Annotated in this window: 17 protein-coding genes; 9 read left to right on the top strand and 8 right to left on the bottom strand. The window is 71.6% G+C overall.

Annotated features, from left to right (window positions below):
• The first annotated feature begins 37 nt into the window (after nt 1–37).
• Both ABD785_RS21710 and ABD785_RS21705 read left to right on the top strand, forming a co-directional pair.
• Complete coding sequence (locus ABD785_RS21710) at nt 38–2,896, top strand: CHAT domain-containing protein (RefSeq protein ID WP_344831220.1); 2,859 nt, start codon at nt 38–40, stop codon at nt 2,894–2,896.
• The gene (locus ABD785_RS21705) at nt 2,893–3,327 is read left to right on the top strand and encodes a hypothetical protein (RefSeq protein ID WP_344831217.1); all 435 of its coding nucleotides are present in this window, start codon (nt 2,893–2,895) and stop codon (nt 3,325–3,327) included. Before ABD785_RS21710 ends, ABD785_RS21705 begins: the two co-directional genes overlap by 4 nt.
• A gap of 31 nt (nt 3,328–3,358) precedes the next feature.
• On the opposite strand, the gene ABD785_RS21700 is transcribed toward ABD785_RS21705, so the two are convergent.
• Both ABD785_RS21700 and ABD785_RS21695 read right to left on the bottom strand, forming a co-directional pair.
• Nucleotides 3,359–4,240, bottom strand: coding sequence for a lytic polysaccharide monooxygenase auxiliary activity family 9 protein (locus ABD785_RS21700; RefSeq protein ID WP_344831215.1), 882 nt, complete (start codon nt 4,238–4,240; stop codon nt 3,359–3,361).
• Between the two features lie 122 nt (nt 4,241–4,362).
• On the bottom strand, nt 4,363–4,818 hold the full coding sequence (locus ABD785_RS21695) for a winged helix-turn-helix transcriptional regulator (RefSeq protein WP_344831212.1): 456 nt from the start codon (nt 4,816–4,818) through the stop codon (nt 4,363–4,365).
• Between the two features lie 92 nt (nt 4,819–4,910).
• Between ABD785_RS21695 and ABD785_RS21690 the strand changes: the two genes are divergently transcribed.
• Together ABD785_RS21690 and ABD785_RS21685 are read left to right on the top strand one after the other, a co-directional pair.
• Nucleotides 4,911–6,296: an MFS transporter gene (locus tag ABD785_RS21690; protein ID WP_344831209.1), complete on the top strand. Its 1,386-nt coding sequence runs from the start codon at nt 4,911–4,913 to the stop codon at nt 6,294–6,296.
• A 9-nt stretch (nt 6,297–6,305) separates the two neighbouring features.
• Entirely contained in the window at nt 6,306–7,265 is a 960-nt protein-coding gene (locus ABD785_RS21685) for a Gfo/Idh/MocA family protein (RefSeq protein WP_344831208.1), read from the top strand.
• A gap of 3 nt (nt 7,266–7,268) precedes the next feature.
• Here ABD785_RS21685 and ABD785_RS21680 read toward each other — a convergent pair whose 3' ends face one another.
• Entirely contained in the window at nt 7,269–8,252 is a 984-nt protein-coding gene (locus tag ABD785_RS21680; protein WP_344831206.1) for a cation diffusion facilitator family transporter, read from the bottom strand.
• A gap of 145 nt (nt 8,253–8,397) precedes the next feature.
• Between ABD785_RS21680 and ABD785_RS21675 the strand changes: the two genes are divergently transcribed.
• The gene (locus ABD785_RS21675) at nt 8,398–9,435 is read left to right on the top strand and encodes a hypothetical protein (protein WP_344831204.1); all 1,038 of its coding nucleotides are present in this window, start codon (nt 8,398–8,400) and stop codon (nt 9,433–9,435) included.
• Here ABD785_RS21675 and ABD785_RS21670 read toward each other — a convergent pair.
• On the bottom strand, nt 9,419–10,222 hold the full coding sequence (locus ABD785_RS21670; RefSeq protein ID WP_344831201.1) for an ATP-grasp domain-containing protein: 804 nt from the start codon (nt 10,220–10,222) through the stop codon (nt 9,419–9,421). The two genes, ABD785_RS21675 and ABD785_RS21670, sit on opposite strands and share 17 nt — an antisense overlap.
• Nucleotides 10,223–10,297: 75 nt before the next feature.
• On the opposite strand from ABD785_RS21670, the gene ABD785_RS21665 reads away from it, so the two are divergent.
• A complete protein-coding gene (locus ABD785_RS21665; protein ID WP_344831199.1) occupies nt 10,298–10,924 on the top strand; it encodes a gamma-glutamylcyclotransferase family protein in 627 nt (208 codons plus the stop codon).
• Nucleotides 10,921–11,295: a hypothetical protein gene (locus ABD785_RS21660; RefSeq protein ID WP_344831198.1), complete on the top strand. Its 375-nt coding sequence runs from the start codon at nt 10,921–10,923 to the stop codon at nt 11,293–11,295. Before ABD785_RS21665 ends, ABD785_RS21660 begins: the two co-directional genes overlap by 4 nt.
• Nucleotides 11,296–11,305: 10 nt before the next feature.
• Here ABD785_RS21660 and ABD785_RS21655 read toward each other — a convergent pair whose 3' ends face one another.
• Nucleotides 11,306–13,690 carry a tetratricopeptide repeat protein gene (locus ABD785_RS21655; protein WP_344831195.1) on the bottom strand — a complete coding sequence of 795 codons (2,385 nt, stop codon included), beginning with the start codon at nt 13,688–13,690 and terminating at the stop codon, nt 11,306–11,308.
• A gap of 7 nt (nt 13,691–13,697) precedes the next feature.
• Nucleotides 13,698–14,111: a winged helix-turn-helix transcriptional regulator gene (locus tag ABD785_RS21650; RefSeq protein ID WP_344831193.1), complete on the bottom strand. Its 414-nt coding sequence runs from the start codon at nt 14,109–14,111 to the stop codon at nt 13,698–13,700.
• Nucleotides 14,112–14,191: 80 nt separating this feature from the next.
• Here ABD785_RS21650 and ABD785_RS21645 point away from each other — a divergent pair, with 80 nt between their 5' ends.
• Nucleotides 14,192–14,770, top strand: a complete 579-nt coding sequence (locus ABD785_RS21645; protein ID WP_344831191.1) for a carboxymuconolactone decarboxylase family protein — start codon at nt 14,192–14,194, stop codon at nt 14,768–14,770.
• 17 nt (nt 14,771–14,787) lie between these two features.
• Here ABD785_RS21645 and ABD785_RS21640 read toward each other — a convergent pair whose 3' ends face one another.
• Both ABD785_RS21640 and ABD785_RS21635 read right to left on the bottom strand, forming a co-directional pair.
• Nucleotides 14,788–15,411 (bottom strand): DJ-1/PfpI family protein, encoded by a 624-nt coding sequence (locus tag ABD785_RS21640; RefSeq protein WP_344831190.1) that lies wholly within the window; start codon nt 15,409–15,411, stop codon nt 14,788–14,790.
• Between the two features lie 2 nt (nt 15,412–15,413).
• Complete coding sequence (locus tag ABD785_RS21635; protein WP_344831188.1) at nt 15,414–16,376, bottom strand: GlxA family transcriptional regulator; 963 nt, start codon at nt 16,374–16,376, stop codon at nt 15,414–15,416.
• Nucleotides 16,377–16,475: 99 nt separating this feature from the next.
• Between ABD785_RS21635 and ABD785_RS21630 the strand changes: the two genes are divergently transcribed.
• Nucleotides 16,476–17,396: an endonuclease/exonuclease/phosphatase family protein gene (locus ABD785_RS21630; RefSeq protein WP_344831185.1), complete on the top strand. Its 921-nt coding sequence runs from the start codon at nt 16,476–16,478 to the stop codon at nt 17,394–17,396.
• The last annotated feature ends 21 nt before the right edge of the window (nt 17,397–17,417 follow it).

The following is a 17,417-nucleotide window of genomic DNA, read 5'->3' as shown; positions in this document are numbered from 1 at the left end:
GGCCTCTGCACGCAGGGGCGCCGCGGCCGCTCTCGGAGTGCTGGCGCAGGTGGGCGGCCTGGTCGCCGCGCAGGTGGTCGGACATGTGCCGGGAGACCGCATCGCCGGCTGGACGGCGTTCAGCGCCGTGGTGCTCGGCCTCGTCGCCCTCCGTCATGTGCTGGTCCTGAATCGCGGGTTCGCTCTCCGACCGGGCGAGTACCTCCTGACCGGCGCCGGACGCCTCACCGCCTTCGCGCCCGCGGTCGTGGAGGTGTCGCGCGCGTCGGGTTCGGGCGGCGGGGCGACGATCGCGTCGATTTTGGTCGTCGGCGGCGCGACCACGGTCTTCACCGCGCTCTCGCTGCGCGGCGAGGAGGCCCAGAGGCTGGGCTTCGGATCGGTGTCGCCGCGCACCCCCGGCCATGCCCGGCGGGTCGCGGGCCGGTGCCGTCACCTCCTCGGCCGGACCACGAACCCGAAGACCCGGCCCTGGCTGCGGTTGAACCTCGCCGACGCCCTCACGATGCAGAGCGTCGGAGCGGATGAGCCTCGCGGCCTCCTCTACGAGGCGCTGGACCTGCTGACCGGGCTGATCGAGGAGCATCCGGGCGCGGCCCCGTCGGCCGTGGCGGCGGTGAAGATCGCCGAGGCCGCGGACCGGCTGGAGCGGGTGGACGGCGACCTCGATGTCCTCGACGCGGCCCTGCGGCGGCTCGAGGAACTGGGGAACGCGCACCCCGAGGTGCCGCAGTTCGGGTTCGCCCTCGCCGGGGCGAGGAGCAGCCGCACCCACGCCCACCTCTGGCAGGTGCTCGACCAGGTGGAGGTCGGGCGTGCGAGTCGCCAGGAGGCGGTGCGGGCGTGGGAACAGGCCGTCGCGGACTGCCGGAGGGCGCGGGACCTCGCTCCGGCGACGCGCCGCGCCGAGTTCGCGATCGATCTGGCCAGTGTCCGCAGCCTGGGAGTCCAGCTGGATCTGGCGGACGGACAGGACCGGGGAGCGGTCGTCACGGCGGCCAAGGAGGATCTGCGGGCGGCGATCGACGCGCTGCCCCGCCACGCCGCCGAGCTCATGGCCGCGACGCTGCCGATGCTCGTCGCCGTGGTGTGCTGGGAGGCGTCCGAGACGGGACGCGCCGATCCGGACGAGCTGAGGTCGGTGGAGCGGCGGATCCGCCGTTCGCTGCGTCGCACCAGGGATCCGGCGTTCCGCGGCGCGCTGCTGAACACCCTCGCCACGGTGACCGCTCTCCGCTCCACCGTCACCGGGGCGGACTCCCTGGTGACCACGGTGCTGGACCTGTACCGGCGAGCGGCGGAGACCGCGTCCGGCGGAGCGGAAGTGCGGTACGCCCTCGAATGGGCGGACGCGGCGGCCGCTCACGACCTCGCCGACCAGGCCGCCGAGGGGTACACGCGGGCGCTCCGCCAGGCCCGCATGGTCTCCACGACGGGACTCACCAGAGACCAGCGTGCCTTTCCGCTGCGCCGGGTCCGGAGGGCGGCCGCGGAGGCGGCGTACTGGCTGGCGGACTCGGGCCGTCTCGCCGATGCCGTGGTCGCGCTGGAGACCGGCCGGGCGATCACCCTGACCGACGCCGTCGAACGCCGGCGGCTGCCGGATCTTCTGCGGGCACGTGACCATCCCGATCTCGCTGAGGCGGCCGGTGAACTGGCCGCCGAGCTCGCGGCCGAGCCCGTCTTCCGGCCGAAGGGCGCTCAGAGCGTCCCGGTCCGCAGGAGGCTGTTCTCCGCCCAACGTCGCTGGCTGGCGCTCGTGGACCGGATCCGCGGCGTTCCCGGGCTCGAAGGGTTCCTCCTGCCGCCGGGTTATCCGGAGCTCGTCACGGGACTGCCGCATCCGGTGGTCTACGTCACGGCGGCCGAGCGGGGAGGGCTGGCGCTGGTCGTCGAGCCGGACGGCGACGCCCCGCGGCTCGTCCGGCTCCCCGAGCTCACCTCGGCCGATGTGGACAAGGCCGTCGCCGTCTTCCGCAGGAGCCGCGAGATCGGGGGCGCGCCCGGCGACTCCCGGCTCCGCCGCGCCCTCGGCCTGATGGGAGACATGCTGACCGAGCTGCACGCCGAGCTCGGCGAGCACGGAAAGGTCACGCTCATCCCGCTGGGCGGCCTCGGTCTCTTCCCCCTCCACCTGCTCGACCCGGAGAACATCCCGGCGCAGGTCTCCTACGCCCCGAATGCCCGGGTCCTGACCGGCAGCGAAGGCCGTCCCCGCGCCTTCATCGGATCGTCCGCGCTCATCGCCGACTCCGGCCCGCCGGAGAGCGGCGGGCTCCGCACCGCGGAAGCGGAGGTCAGGGCCATCGGCCGGTACCTCTCCGGAGCCTCCGTCTTCAGGTCGCCGCGGCCCGGCGACGTTCTCGATCTCCTCACCGGCCACGATCTGTGCCATTTCGCCTGCCATGCCGAAGCCGGTCGCGACGATCCCCTCGACGGCCATCTGAACCTCAGCCACGGGCGGCTGGAGCTGCGGGACATCGTGACGAAGGATCTGTCAGGGCTGCGGCTGGTGGTGCTCTCCGCGTGTGAGAGCGGAGTCCCGCACGACGATCTGCTCGATGAGTCGCTCGGCTTTCCCGGAATGCTCATCGAAGCCGGCGCCGGTGCGGTGATCGGTTCCCTGTGGAAGGTGCGCGACGACGCGGCCACCGCGTTGATGGTCCGTTTCTACGACCTCTGGCAGCGCCGCGGGGTTCCGCCGGGAAAGGCGCTGGGCCAGGCTCAGCGATGGCTCCGCAACGTGACCGTCGAGCAACTGGAGATCTACGCCGCCGGCAGGTTCACCCTGCATCTGCGCCACCCCGGCCACGATGCCGGGAACATCCGTCCCTTCCGGCATCCGGCCGACTGGGCGGCGTTCATCTACATGGGAAGAGAGGACCACCTCCCGTGACCGAATCCACCGCCCTCGAATCCATCACCGTCGACTACAGCGGCAGCGACACGGACGCGCTGGACGCCTTCGCCGCCATTCTCGCCGAGGCGGACGTCGTCGCCGAGATCAGGTCCGACCGGAAGCGAGGAGACCTCAGCCCCTGGACGCTTCTGGTGACCGCTCCGACCATCGCCTTCATGACGGCGATGGTCTCCGAGGCGGGAAAGGACACGTGGAAGGCGCTGGGCGCGCTCAGGAGACGGGCCGAGCGGCCCGGCGACTCCCCGGTCATGCTGCTCTTCGTCGAGGAGGCCGAGATCATGCTCCGTCTTCCGGAGGACCTCCCGGACGATTCCCGGCGCGGGCTCGCCGACCTCCTGTCGGCCCACCCGGCGGAGGGAAGCTACCGCTGGGACGCCCGCACCCGGAAATGGGAGCAGGAGGACTGACAGGTGACATGGACGTCGTGGACCGGTTCTGCTATCGGGTCGGCGGCCGGAAGCGGCGGAGCGCGTAGACGATCACGGTGAGGGTTCCGAACGCCGCGGCGGCTCCGCCCAGCGCCCTGATGTAGGGGCTGGGCGAGTTCGGGGCCGTGGAGGTTCCGGCCACGGGTTCGGCGTCCGTCGCCTGGGCCGGGGGCCGGCTCGGGGTCTTCGCGCCGGCGGTGGCCCTGGTCCTCCTTCTGGGGGTCTGCGGAGGTGCCTTCGCCTGGGGCGGGGTGCCGAAATCGACGTCCGAGCAGGAGTAGTAGGTGTCGGGGGTGTCGGAGGTCTGCCAGATCGCGTAGATCAGGGCGCGCCCCGTCCGGCCGGCGGGAAGGCGGCCGTCGAGCGGGTAGAAGCCCTTGGACGGGGCCGGGTCGGTGACCGTCAGGAACGGCCGGGACTCCAGGGCTGACCAGGTGAGGCGCCGGGCCGGGTCGTAGCCGGGCCTGGTGAGGTACAGGCGGAAGGTGCCCCGGTGAGGGATCGTGACGCGGTAGCGGAAGGCGATCCGCGCCCCGCTGCGCAGGCGGGTCGCGGGCCAGTCCGCGCGGGGCAGGTCCAGGCCCGCGAACGAGGTGAGGCCCGCGCCGCACAGTTTCCCGTCGGGGATCAGGGCGCGGTCCCTGCCGTTGACGTTCGGGACCCTGAGCTCGTCGAAGCGGGCGGGTGCGCCCGGTTCTCCGGCCGCGGCGGCCGCGCGGCACACCGCCGACCGTGCCGCTCCTCCTTCGGGTCCGCAGACGACCGCGCGGCTGGGCGGATTCTCCAGTGCTCCGTGTGCCCGTGCTCCGTGTCCCCGTGCCGGTCCCGCCGGCATCAGGACCGTCAGTGTGCAGGCGGCGACCGCCCCGACGAACCGATGGCCAGAACCCACCCGCCGGACCTCCTCGATCTGCAGATCTCCATGCGTCCGCCCCCGGTACGCGGCGGAACCGGCCACCGTTCACTCTGGCTTGGGGAACCTCGGCCGACGGCGTCCGGGTGGCCCGGGCGAGCTCAGGGCGTCTCGGCCGGCCCGCTGAGGGTCCAGCCGGGTGCGCGGACGTCCAGGCGGACATCGGCCGGACGGACCTCGTCGCCGCAGTGGCGGCAGGAGCGCAGGACGTCCAGCTCATGGCCGCAGGAGTGCTCGACGACGACCGGCGGCTCGTCCACCAGCCAGCGGTCGCCCCAGGAGCGCAGCGCGCCGAGCACCTGGCGGAGGTCCCGGCCCGCCTCGGTCAGGTGGTATTCGTGCCGGACGGGCCGCTCCTGGTAGACGCGGCGTTCCAGGACGCCCGCCGTCTCGAGGGCGCGCAGCCGGGCGGTGAGGATGTCGCGCGAGGCCCCCGTGTTCCTGGCGATCTCGTCGAACCTGTGGTTGCCGAAGGTGATCTCGCGGATCGCCAGCAGCGCCCACCGCTCGCCGATGATCTGGAGGGCGGCGGCGATCGAGCAGGGACGGCCGGTCATGGGCCCAGCATAAGCCTGTGGGTTGCCTTTTCCAACTTACTCGGGCTACGGTGCCGCTCAGTGAGTTGGATAATCCAACTGAAGGGATGAACGTGGCCGTCTCAGCACCCCCCGCCGCCCCGCCCCGACTGGGCCCGGTGTTCGCCGTGGTCATCGCGGGCGTGGCGATGTCGAATCTCGACCTGTTCATCGTGAACGTGGCGCTTCCCGTGGTCGGCGACCATTTCGCCGGTTCGTCACTGGCGTCGCTGTCCTGGATCCTCAACGCCTACGCGGTGGTGTTCGCCGCGCTGCTCGTCCCCGCGGGCGGGTTCGCCGACCGGACCAGCCCGCGCCGCGCCTACCTGGCGGGGGTCGCGGTCTTCACGGCCGCCTCGGTGCTGTGCGCGCTCGCCCCCTCGGTGTGGGCGCTGGTGGCGGCGCGGGTGCTTCAGGCGGCCGGAGCCGCGCTGCTGATGCCCGCCTCGCTCGGGCTGCTGCTGGCCGCGGCCCCGGCCGACAGGCGCGTCACCATGATCCGGGCTTGGACGGCCGCGGGCGGGGTCGCCGCCGCGCTCGGCCCGGTCGCGGGCGGCCTGCTGACCGCGCTCGACTGGCGCTGGGTGTTCCTGGTCAACGTCCCGATCGGGGTCGCGGCGCTGCTCGCCGGGCGGAGGGTCCTGCCCGCGACGCCAGGCCACGCCACCGGCTCACGGCCCGACCTGCCGGGCGCCGCGCTGCTGACCGCGGCGATCGCGCTCCTGGCCCTCGGCCTGGTGAAGGCGGAGGACTGGGGCTGGTCCTCCGCCGGAGTGCCGGGGAGCCTGGCGGCCTCGGCGGTGCTGCTGGCCGTCTTCTTCGCCTGGGACGCCCGCAGGGAGAGCCCGATCGTGCCGCTCGGGCTGCTGCGCACGTCCGGGTTCGGGGCCGCGACGGCGGCGAACCTGCTCTTCTCGGTGGCGTTCGCGGCGATGCTGCTGGGCATCGTGCTGTGGGCGCAGACGGCCTGGGCCTGGTCCGCCCTGCGGACGGGGCTCGCCGTCGCTCCGGGCCCGCTGATGGTGCCCGCCCTCGCGATCGGCGCCGCTCCGCTCGTCCGGCGGTGGGGGCCCGCTCCGGTGGCGATCGCCGGGGCCGCGTTCTTCGCCGCCGGCAACCTTTGGTGGGCCGCGCGGATCGGCCTCGAGCCCGACTACCCGACGGGAATGCTCCCCGGCATGCTGCTCACCGGCATCGGGGTGGGCTTGACCCTTCCCACCCTGGTCAGCGCCGCCGTCTCGGTGCTGCCGCCGCAGTCCTTCTCGACCGGTTCCGCCGTGGTGACCATGGCCCGCCAGATCGGCTCGGTGATCGGTGTCGCGGCCCTGGTCGCGGTGCTCGGACGCCCGGCGACGGCGGGGGAGGCGCTCACGGCGGCCGACCACGGATGGCTGTTCATCGCCGCCGCGACGGCCGCCACGGCCGCTTCGACGCTCATGATGCGCAGATCGTCCGAATAGGGTGGGGGGATGCGCATCGGAGTCCTGGGAGCCGCCCGCATCGCCCCCGCAGCCATCGTCAAGCCCGCCGGATCCGTCGAAGGGGTCGAGGTCGCGGCCGTCGCCGCCCGAGATCTGACCAGGGCGGAGGCGTTCGCGGCGAAACACGGGATCCCGAAGGCGTACGGGAGTTACGAGCAGCTGCTGCACGAGGTCGACGCCGTCTACATCGCCCTGCCGAACGCGCTGCACGCCGAATGGACCCTGAAGGCGATCGAGGCCGGAAGGCACGTCCTGTGCGAGAAGCCCTTCACCGCGAACGCCGCCGAGGCCGCGCAGGTCACCGACGCGGCCGAGGCGAGCGGCGTCACGGTGATGGAGGCCTTCCACTACCGTTACCACCCGCTCGCCGAGAAGATGCTCGAGGTCGTCGGCGACCTCGGGAACGTCGAGAGCGTCGAGACCAGCCTGTGCTTCCCGCTGCCGAGGTTCGGCGACATCCGCTACGACCTGTCGCTGGCCGGCGGGGCGACCATGGACGCGGGCTGCTACGCGATCCACTGCCTGCGGCTGCTCGGGCCGGGGCTGCCCAAGGTCGTCGCGGCCGAGGCCAAGCTCCGTTCGGCGGGCGTCGACCGGGCGATGCGGGCGGAGTTCGCCTTCCCGACCGGGGCGACGGGCCGGATCACCACCTCGATGTGGTCGTGGAACGTGCTCGGCGTCAACGTCAAGGTGGTCGGCTCGCGCGGTGAGCTGAAGGTCGTCAACTACGCGATGCCCCATCTGTTCCACCGGCTGTCGGCCCGGGTGGACCGCGAGCGCTGGGCCGAGCGGGTGCCCGGCGAGGCCACCTACGTCCACCAGCTGCGGGCCTTCGCCGCCGCGGCCGGGGGAGACACGAAGGCCAACCTCACCCCGCCCGCCGACGCCATCGTTACGATGAGCCTCATCGACGACGTCTACCGCGCCGCGGGCCTCCGGCCACGCTAGAACTCACTTCGTCAGGGGGCCGGATTCCCCGTACCGCGCGACGACCCTCGCCCGCAGCTCGGGATCGTCGCGGGGGACCGGCTCGATGAAGACCTCGCCGATCTCGGGATAGGCCCCCCGGACGTCATGGTCGAGCCGGACGCACACCCGCTCGACCTCGCTGGAGGTCAGGCCGTCCTTGAAGTCGAGACGCGCGCACGCCAGGACCTGGTCGGCCCCGACGGTCATCGTCACGATGTCGACCACCCAGTCGATCTCGGGCGCCGCGGCGAAGATCTTCCGGATGCCGCTGACCAGCCGGGGATCGGCCTGGTTGCCGATGAGCAGATCCTTGTTGATCCGGCCGAGCAGGAACGCGACGACCGTCAGGACCGCCCCGATGAACAGCGAGGCGAGCCCGTCCCAGAACGCGTTCCCGGTGATCTGGTGCAGGAACAGCCCGAGAAAGGCGAAGATCAGCCCGATCAGCGCCGCGGCGTCCTCCATCACGACCGACACCGAGGTGGGCTCGTCGGTGCGCCTCAGGTAGGCGGCCAGCGGCAGGTCCTCCTCCGCCGCGGCCCGCAGGACGGTCCGCGTCCCCTGGAGGAAGCTCACCCCCTCCAGCACGAACGCCACCGCGAGGACGACGTAGCCGACCAGTGGGTCGGACTCGCTCTCGCCCCCGCCGAACAGCGTCCCGAACCCCTGGAGGAAGGCGAACAGCGCCCCCATCCCGAAGATCGCGACGGCCACCAGCAGCGACCAGAAGTACCGCTCCTTCCCGTACCCGAACGGATGCCGCCGGTCCGCGGGCCGGGCGCTCCGCCGCAACCCGAACAGCAGCAGCACCTCGTTCCCCGTGTCGGTATAGGAGTGGGCGGCCTCGGAGGCCATCGCCGAAGACCCGGTGATCACGGCGGCGGCGGTCTTGGCCACCGCGATCCCCAGATTGGCCCCCAGCGCCACCAGCACCGTGACCGTACTCTCGCTCCGCTCCTCCGCCATGATCGTCCCCTTTCCCCCTCAGCGCCGGAAGAACCACGGCCACCGGCTTCCGGGTTCCGCTGACAGACGGCGCGCGGATGGTCACGCTGGACGACGGGTCGAGGTGACCCGAGCCGCCGCGCGGACACCCGGCTGGAGACGCGAAGTGATCAAAAGGCACTATCCGTACGTCACGAGGAAGCTGCTGGAGCTGCGGGAGGAGGGGATGCTCCCGAACGTGGCGGGCATCGAGGTCGAACCCGAGTACGGGTACGTCACGCGCGTCCGGTACACCAACGGCGCGGTCCGGCTGACGCGCGGCAACGACGTCGGCCTCAACTCGGGCGCCGCGTGCGAGGTGGTCAAGGACAAGGCGCACACGAAGTTCTTCCTCCGCGGTTCCGGCTACCGGTGCCCGCGGGGCCAGACCTTCCTGCTGCCCTGGTGGGCCGAGCAGATCATGCCGGGGCTGGGGACGCGAGGGTTCTCCGGCCCCCGAACGACGGCGGGGGCGGCCGCGTACGCCGGGGAGATCGGCTTCCCGGTGTACGTCAAACCGGTCGACGGGTCGAAGGGCCTGGGCGTCTTCCGCTGCGACGGCCCCGGCGAGGTCGACGAGGTGATGGCGCGCTACGCCGAGCAGCGGGTCAGGGTCGCGGTCGTCGAGGAGGCCGTCGGCCTGCCCGACCACCGGCTCGTCGTTCTGCGCGGAAAGCTGATCTCCGCCTACTCGCGGTATCCGCTCGCCGTGGTCGGAGACGGATCGGCATCGATAGGCGAGCTGCTCGTCCGGCTGCAACGCCACTTCGAGGACATCGGGCGCGACACGCGCATCGACCTGGCGGACGTCCGCATCGGGCGCAGGCTGGCGCGGTCCGGCCGGACCCTCCGTTCGGTCCCCGCGGCGGGAGAACACGTCGTCCTGCACGACATCTCCAACCTCTCCGCCGGAGGCAGCGCCCTCGATGTGACCGCCGAGGTCAGCCGGCGCTGGACCGACCTCGCCCTGGACGTCTCCGCGAGCCTCGGGCTCGACTTCTCCGGCGTCGACCTCGCCTGCGCCGACCTGTCCAGCCCCGACGGCGACTACGCGATCCTCGAGGTCAACGCCACCCCCGGCCTCGACCACTACGGATCGGTCGGCACCGAACAGGAGAAGATCGTCAAAGCCATGTACGCCGTCGTCCTCAACGAACCGGCCTGACCCCTCGCCCGAACATCACCCTCACCGCCCGCTCATAGACGCCCAGCCCGAGTTCGCGATACTCGGGCCCCTGCCGGGAGAACCGGCCGAGCGCCACACCGCTGTTGATCTCGAGCACCTTCAGTCCCTCCGGCACCCGGACGATGTCGACGGCCATGAAGCGTCCGCCGATCCGGTCCAGCGCGCCCACCGCGAGCTCCTCCAGCCGGGCCCGCAGAAGATCGTCCTCCACCAGAGTCGGCCTTGCTCCGCGCCCCAGGTTGTGGCGCCATTCACCGGGTGCGGGATCCTTCCGGAAGCACAGCAGCGGAGCCCGGTCGAGGACCACGACCCGGTACTCCGCGTCGATGCGCTCGAACGGGGACACGGCCAAGGCCGCATGGCGCGGCGCGAGGCTTACGAGCGCCTCGCGCAGTTCGGTCACGGAACGGGCGAGGACGACGTCGCTTCCTCCAGACGCGGACAGGGGCTTGACCACCACGGGGAACCTCAGGCCGGGGAGCAGCGGATCGATCACGTGCTCGACGACCCTCCGGGAGCGGAACCGCACCAGGAGATGCGCCACCGCCGGAATGCCGCCGTCGGACAGGATCGTGGAGGTCGAGACCTTGTCGTGGGCGGCGAAGGCGGCGGAGGCGAGGTTGAGCGGGAACTGGGTTCCGTGCACGTACTGCACCGACCCGGCGCGTGTGAGGCAGCCGATCCAGTGGTCGGAGAGCCATTCGACCTTCACCTCCACCCGCCCCGCCGCCTCCTCGAGAAGCGGGACGAACGACCTGGGGCTCATGGGAACCGATCACCTGTCTCTCGGAGCGGCCGGCGAGATCCGCGCCGAAGGGCGCGAGGAGGTTAGGCTCGGGGCGTGCCAGAGACATGGGTCTTCGCCTACGGCTCGCTCATGGCGGTGGACGTCATGGAGGGCCTGCTGGGTCGCACGCCGCGTCCCGGCACCGACTTCGCCCCCGGGTGGCTGCGCGGCTGGCGCCGTACCTGGGAGGTCTGCACCGACAACACCGACCCGGCCAGGAAGGTCACCTACCTGAGTCCGGAAGCAGAGCACGTCAGGCCACGCGTCCAGGTGCTCTTCCTCGACGCCTCCCCGTCTCCCGGATCGCGGCTCGACGGAATGCTGCTTCGTGTGGATCCGGCCACGCTACGGCGGATGGACGCGAGAGAGCGCAACTACGACAGGATCGATATCAGCGAAGATGTCGAAGATGTCGGTCCGGAGGACAAGGTCTGGACCTACGTCGGGCGGAAGGAACAGGCCGCGCGGGCGCGAGCGGGCATCGTCGCCGGCTCCGCCCGGATCGAACGCGGCTATTTCGACCGCGTCAGGAGGGCATGCGCTGAGCGTTCCGGCCGGGCCGGAACGGAGTCCCTGCCGCCGGCCCCCGAAGGAGTGGAGATCGTCGTGCTCGATCGGGTGCGGCACGCCGTTCGACCGGAAGCGTCCGACCTTCCGCTGGCGCCCCGGGAGATCTCGTGAACCGCGCCGGTCTGACGGCCGCGGCCGGTGTCGTCCTGACCGCGGCCGTCGGGATCATCACCAACATCGTGACGAGCGGATGGAACTGGTGGCTCGGCGGAGTGCTCGGCGTCCTGGTCGCCGCGACGACCGCGCTGGCCTGGTTCGGTCAGCGTTCGCCGAGTCCGTCCACGACGGTGCGTCAGATCGCGGACGGAGGCGTCATCAGCGGCAACTCGATCCAGGCGTCGGGCGGAGCGTCCGTCAGTGATGCCGTGCGTGGTGGCGGGCGCATCTCGGGCACCCGGGTCGAGGCGGCGGGCTCGAACGTCGAGAGGGCGGCGGAGAACGGCGGGGCCATAGAGGGAGGGAACATCGATGCCACCGGGTGAGTCCGCGGCCTCACCCCCACAGGCGCTCCAGCCGCGCGTAGGACTTCGCCTCCGTCCTGCCCATCGCCGCGAAACGGCGCCGGGCGTCCTCGTGGGACGCCTCGGCCGCGGGTTCGCCCAGCCGCCTCAGCGCGAAGGCCAGGCCGGCTGAGGCCGCGGCGGCGCCGGTCGCCACGCTGATCCGCTCGAAGGCCGCGAGCGCTTCGCGATAGCGGCGCGCCGCTTCCGTGGCGTCTTGTCGAGCCAGGGAGATGTCGCCGAGGCAGCGCGTCGAACGAGCCGCGCCGAGCTGGGAACCGACCTGGACGAACAGCTCGAGGGCTTTCCGGACCGCGGATTCGGCGATCTCGAGGCCCCCGTATTTCAGCTCGACCTCGGCACTGGCCAGCAGAGCATTCGCCTCGTGCAGGCCGGACTTGGCCTCGCGGGCACAGACGAGGGCCCGGGTGAAGCGCTCGCGGGCCGCGGTGAGGTCTCCGTCGGTGCTGTCCATCCTCCCGAGGATGACGAGCGTCCGGCCCTCGTTCAGGGCATGGCGATCGTCACGGAAGATCGCAAGGGCGCTGAGGAAGTGCTCGCGGGCACTCACACGGTCTCCTTCGGCGAGGAGGATCCTGCCCATCGAGCGCCGCGCGAGCCCTTCACGCTTCCGCAGCCGCTTGCGCAGGACGTGTTCCATGGCCTCCGCGTACAGCTCGCGTGCGGAGGGCAGCGCCCCGCGTCGCAGCTGGACGTCGCCGAGAGAGCTCAGAGCGGTGACGATGCCGAGGTCGTGATCGATCCTGCGGGCCAGGTTCAAAGCCTCACGGTAACGCTGTTCCGCGCCCGCTGCGTCGCCCTGGCGCAGCAGGATGTCGCCGAGCGAATCGAGGGCCTGAAGCCTCAGAGAGTCGTCGGCGGACGTTTCCAGGACGAGGAGGAGCAGTTCCTCGGCCTTGACGGGATCACCCTGATGAAGGGCGATCTGCGCGGCGCTCACCCGTGCGTGGTTCAGGAGCCCGGCCCTCCGCTCGGCGAGGCCGGTACGGAGCTCGGGAGCTAGGATGATGCTCGTGTACTGCAGGGCTTGGCCCAGGTCATGACGTTGCAGCGCGTCATCGAGGGCCCGCCTCCACTGTTCCTCCAGGGAGAAGTCTCCGCTGGCGAAACGGTGGTAGGCGCTGTCGAGAACGGTGCCGCCGGCCGCGTGGTAGGCGGCCGCCCGGGCGTGCAGCCCGGCAAGCAGAGCCGGTTCCTGGGCTTCGAGATAGGCCAGCAGTGCGGACCGGATCAGGTCGTGCATGCGGATCTCCGAGCGTCCGGTCGGGTCGGTCACCAGGCGGACGAAGGAGAGGCCGCAGAGCTTGGTGTACCAGTCGGGCTCACGGTCCCCGGGCGGTAGCAGGACCCCGACGACCTCCTTGGTGATGACGCGAGGTACCGTCGCAGCTGTCACGATCTCCCTTTGCGCGTGCGGAAGCCTTCGCAGGAACTCACGCGGCAGCCATTCGTGTACGACCCTGCCCTCCGCGGCGCGAATGGACCAGGAGGCGTCGCCGCCCTCGCCGAGCCGACAGGCGTCCGCGGCGAGGCTCGTCCACAGGGGTAGTCCGCCGCATGCCGCCTGGATGCCCTTGACGGTGGGAGCGTCCGTCACGCCGACCCTGGTGAGGTAGGTGGCGCTGTCGGCGGGAGTCCATTCGGTCAGTTCCACCTGCCGGCGGCACAGCCCTTCGGGGATCTCCAGCCGTTCCCTGCCCGCAAGGACGATCTTCACCGACGGGGCTGCGACGCAGAGTGCGGGCAGCAGCTCCTGGACGAACCAGTGCCTGATCCGCGTGGGTGTCTCGCCCTCTCCGGCGATGCCGTCGAGGAACGTCAGCCGCTCCAGGGTATCGATCATCAGGACGCCCTCGAGTGCCGTTCTTCCCCCGGCGATCCGGCACAGGGCCCGGATGAGAGCGTCGCGGAACTCAGCTCGTCCGTACCGGAGGTGAGCGCCGGTGTCCACGTTGATCTCGTTGCGTTCGATCGTGCCGGACTCCACCGCCGTCAGCTGGACGTGCACCGGCGCGACCGCCGTGAAACGGGCCCGCGCCAGGTTCTTGTCCCGCCGGTAGCGTTGCCTCAGGAACGCGGAACGCCTTCCCGACCGGCCGAGGAGAAAGGCCGCGAGCCGGTCGATGAGGACCTCGGCGAGGTCGAGGCCGTCGCTGCTCTCGTAGTCGACGAGGGTCTCCAGGTCGACCAGCCCCGGTTCCGCGGTCCGTCCGGAGAGCTCACGGAGCAGCGCCGACTTCCCCTGCCCGGCGACTCCCCAGAAGAGCAGGACGCGCGAGGCGTCGCGGAGAAAGGCGTCGAACGCCTCCAGGGCCTCTTCCCGGTCGGTGAAGACGGCTTCGATCTCCGCGAGCACCGCTCCATCATCGTCGAGAACGGTTCTTCCCGGGAGATAACCGCTGGGACGGATCGATGAGAGGCGCTGGACCGTGTTCCTCCGGTTCGTCGTCGCTCCGGAGGGAGCCGGCCCAGGTCACCGCCCAGTCATCGAGGGCGCTCAAAGCTGGGCCGAGGGAGGTGCCGAGGTCGGTGAGGGTATAGCCGGGAGGGCCGGACGTGACCAGGCCGGCGGTGGTCAGGTCGGCGAGGCGCTGGTAGAGGACGCTGGAGGACAGGCCCTCGCAGCGGGCGAGTAGTGCCCGGGCGCCGACCGGGCCGTCGCGCAGCTCCCAGCACAGGCGCAGCGCCCAGCGGCGGCTGAGCAGGTCCATCGCCGCCATCAGCGGACGGCCGCTGCTGGAGCCCCGGACCGGACGCCCGGGAAGCGGTGTTCCCATCGTCCCGCCTCCTTGTGTTTCGTTTTTCAAAACACTACCATCGCCCATGATGTTTCTATTTTCGAAACAAGGAGGGTCTGATGGCTCGCATTGCTCCCCTGGAACCGCCCTACAGCCCCGAGGCCGACGCGCTGCTGACCGGCATGATGCCTCCCGGGCAGCCGCCGATCGGCCTGTTCCGCCTGTTCGCCCGCAACCTGCCCATGGCCGCGGCGATGCACGGCTGGGGCCGTTACGAGCTGGGCCGCGAGCTGAGCCTGAGCATGAGGCAGCGCGAGATCGTGATCACCCGTACCTGTGCTCTGTGCCGCTGCGAGTACGAGTGGGGCGTCCATGTCGCGATGTTCGCCGGGCGGGTGAAGCTCACCCCGGAGCAGATCGCCTCGCTCACCCACGGCGATGCCGCCGATCCGTGCTGGACGTCCCCTGATGAGGCGCTGCTCATCCGGGTCGCGGACGGCCTGCACGCCCGCGGCGACATCGCCGACGAACTCTGGGCCCCGCTCGCCGCGGCCTTCGGCGCGGAGCAGATCCTCGACCTGCTCCTGTTGTGCGGCTGGTACCACGCGATCAGCTTCACGGCCACCGCGGCCCGGCTCCCGCTGGAGCCGGGAGCCCCGGCCTTCGCGGACTTCGCTTCCCCGCCGCCCACGGGTTGACTTACTTTGTAAAGGCGTCAGCCCATGACCAGCTTCCGGACCCGCTGGATCTGGTCGGGGGTCGCCTTGGCGGGGGAGCCGTGGTCGAAGGGCGGCTGCGGGTCGTACTCGATGTGGAGCTGGACGGTCTGCGCGGCGTCGTCGCCCTCGATGCGGGCGAACAGGGCGAGCGCCATGTCGATGCCGGAGGAGACTCCCGCCGCGGTGACGACCTTTCCCTGGAAGACGACGCGCTGGAGGGTGAAGGTCGCGCCGAAGACCGGCAGGAGGTCGGCCGCGGTCCAGTGCGAGGTGGCCTCCAGGCCGGTGAGCAGGCCGGCGGCGCCCAGGAGGAGGGAGCCGCCGCAGACCGAGGTCGTCCAGGTGGTGGTGGCGTCGATCGCCTTCAGCCAGGCGACATAGGCCGCGTCCGAGACGGCCTCGCGGGTGCCGGGGCCGCCCGGGACCACGATGATGTCCGCCTCGGTCAGGTCGGCGAGGGCATGGGTGGCGGTCACTGTGACGCCGCCCTCGCCGGTGACGGGGCCCGGCCTGACGGCGGCGAAGACGGCCTCGGCCTCGGGCAGGCGGGAGAGGACCTCGTAGGGGCCGATGACGTCGAGGGAGGTGAAGCCGGGATAGAGCGGGAAGACGATGCGCATGGTCAGCCTTCTGTGGAGTGCGGGCGATGGGCGAAGTGGCGGCGGTAGGCGCCGGGAGTGACCGAGACGAGCCGCTTGAAGCTGCGGTGCATCGTTTCGGACGTGCCGAACCCGCAGGTGCGGGCGATGGCGTCGACGGGCAGGGCGGTGGTCTCGAGCAGCCGGCGGGCGGTCTCCACCCGGACGGACTCGACATAGGCGGCCGGGGTGCGGCCCACCTGGCGGGCGAACAGCCGGGCGAAGTGACGGGGGCTCATCGAGGCCCGGCCCGCGAGGGCGGCGACGCTGAGATCGGTGTCCAGGTGGTCGGGGATCCAGTGCTGGAGATCGGCGAGGGCGGCGTGCCCCGGCCGTGACGCCCGAAGCTGGGCGCTGAACTGGGCCTGGCCTCCCGGCCGCTGGACGAACACCACGAGTTCACGGGCGATCGCGAGCGCCGCGGCGGGACCATGATCGTTTTCAACCATGGCGAGGGACATGTCGATGCCGCTGGTGACTCCCGCGGACGTCCAGACCTCGCCGTCCCTGACGAAGATGCGGTCGGGCTCGAAGACCGTCGCGGGGAACATGCGGGCCAGGTGGGGGCAGGCGCGCCAGTGCGAGGTGGCCGTGCGGCCGTCGAGGATCCCCGCGGCCGCCAGCAGGAACGCGCCGCTGCACACCGAGGAGACGCGTTCCGACCGTGCGGCGGCGTCCCTGATCCAGGCGAGCACGGCGGTGTCCTGGAACGCCTCGACCGCGCCCAGCCCGCCCACGATCACCAGGGTGCCGATCGGGCCTGTCGCGGCGGCGGCGGGACCGTCCGGCTGGAGGACCAGGCCGCTGGTGGTGCGGACGGGCGTCCCGTCAAGGCTGACGATCTCGGTGCGGTAGTCGCCGGGCCGCTGGGCGAAGACCTCCAGCGGCCCGGTCAGGTCGAGGCTCTGCACGCCGGGATAGACGAGGAAGACGACACGGTGGCTCACCCCTGAAGCCTGCTCCGGAGGGGCGCTTGTCCGCAATGACACGGTTATGACGTTTCCTGCCATGGAAGGATGAGTGAAGGGCGAGCGGGGGAGATCGGCGTGGGGCGTTGGGGGTCGGCCTTGCTGTGGCTGCTGGTCGTGCCGTTCGCGGTGTGGGCGGCCGTGCGGGCTTCGGGCTGGTCGCCGGGGTTCCGGTGGATCCAGCTCGTGTCGTTCACGCCCTACGTGGCCGCCGCCGCCCTGGTCGTGCCGGTGCTGGCGCTGGCCGCGCGCCGCTGGGCGCCGGCGCTCGCCGCGCTGGTCGTCGCGGCGGTCCTGGTGGCGCTGGTCATGCCGAGGGCCCTCGCCGACGGCAATCCGGAGGCCGGCGGGCCGGTCATCCGGGTGATGGGGGCGAACCTGCTGAAGGGCAGGACCCCCGCGGCCGACCTGGTCAAGCTGGCGGCCGAGCTACGCGTCGACCTGCTGTCGGTGCAGGAGCTGCCGCAGCACAAGATCGCGGAAACGGGTGCGGCGGGGCTCGACAGGCTGCTGCCGTACCGGCTCGAGGGCACGCGCGACACGGTGCTGTACTCGCGGTTCCCCCTGGGAGCGATGAAGGAGTCGCCCGGGGGCTCGATCCGGGTCGACGTCCAGATGCCGGGGGCCGCGCCGTTCGAGTTCGTGGCGGTCCACACCTGCGCCCCGCTGGGCCCGTGGCTGGCCGAGTGCTGGGCCGACAGCCAGCGTGACCTGCCCGGGGCCACGCCCGGCGGCCAGGTGCGCGTCATGGCGGGCGACTTCAACGCCACCCTCGACCATGTCTCCATGCGCTCGCTGCTGGCCACGGGCTACCGCGACGCGGGACGGGCCAGGGGCGAGGGGCTGGCCGCGACCTGGCCGGCGACGGGTCACAGGCTCCCCGGAATCGTCATCGACCACGTGTACGCCGACCGCCGCGTGGCGATCCTCGGCTACTCCGTCCACGACCTGCCGCGCAGCGACCACCGCGCGGTCTTCGCGGAACTGCGCCTGCCCTAGAGGGAAGTTCGGGGCGAGCGC

Source organism: Actinocorallia longicatena, assembly GCF_039534125.1.
Classification (GTDB): Bacteria; Actinomycetota; Actinomycetes; order Streptosporangiales; family Streptosporangiaceae; genus Actinocorallia; species Actinocorallia longicatena.
Note: the sequence above shows the minus strand (reverse complement) of the source record. Positions and strands in the feature narration are given on the sequence as shown.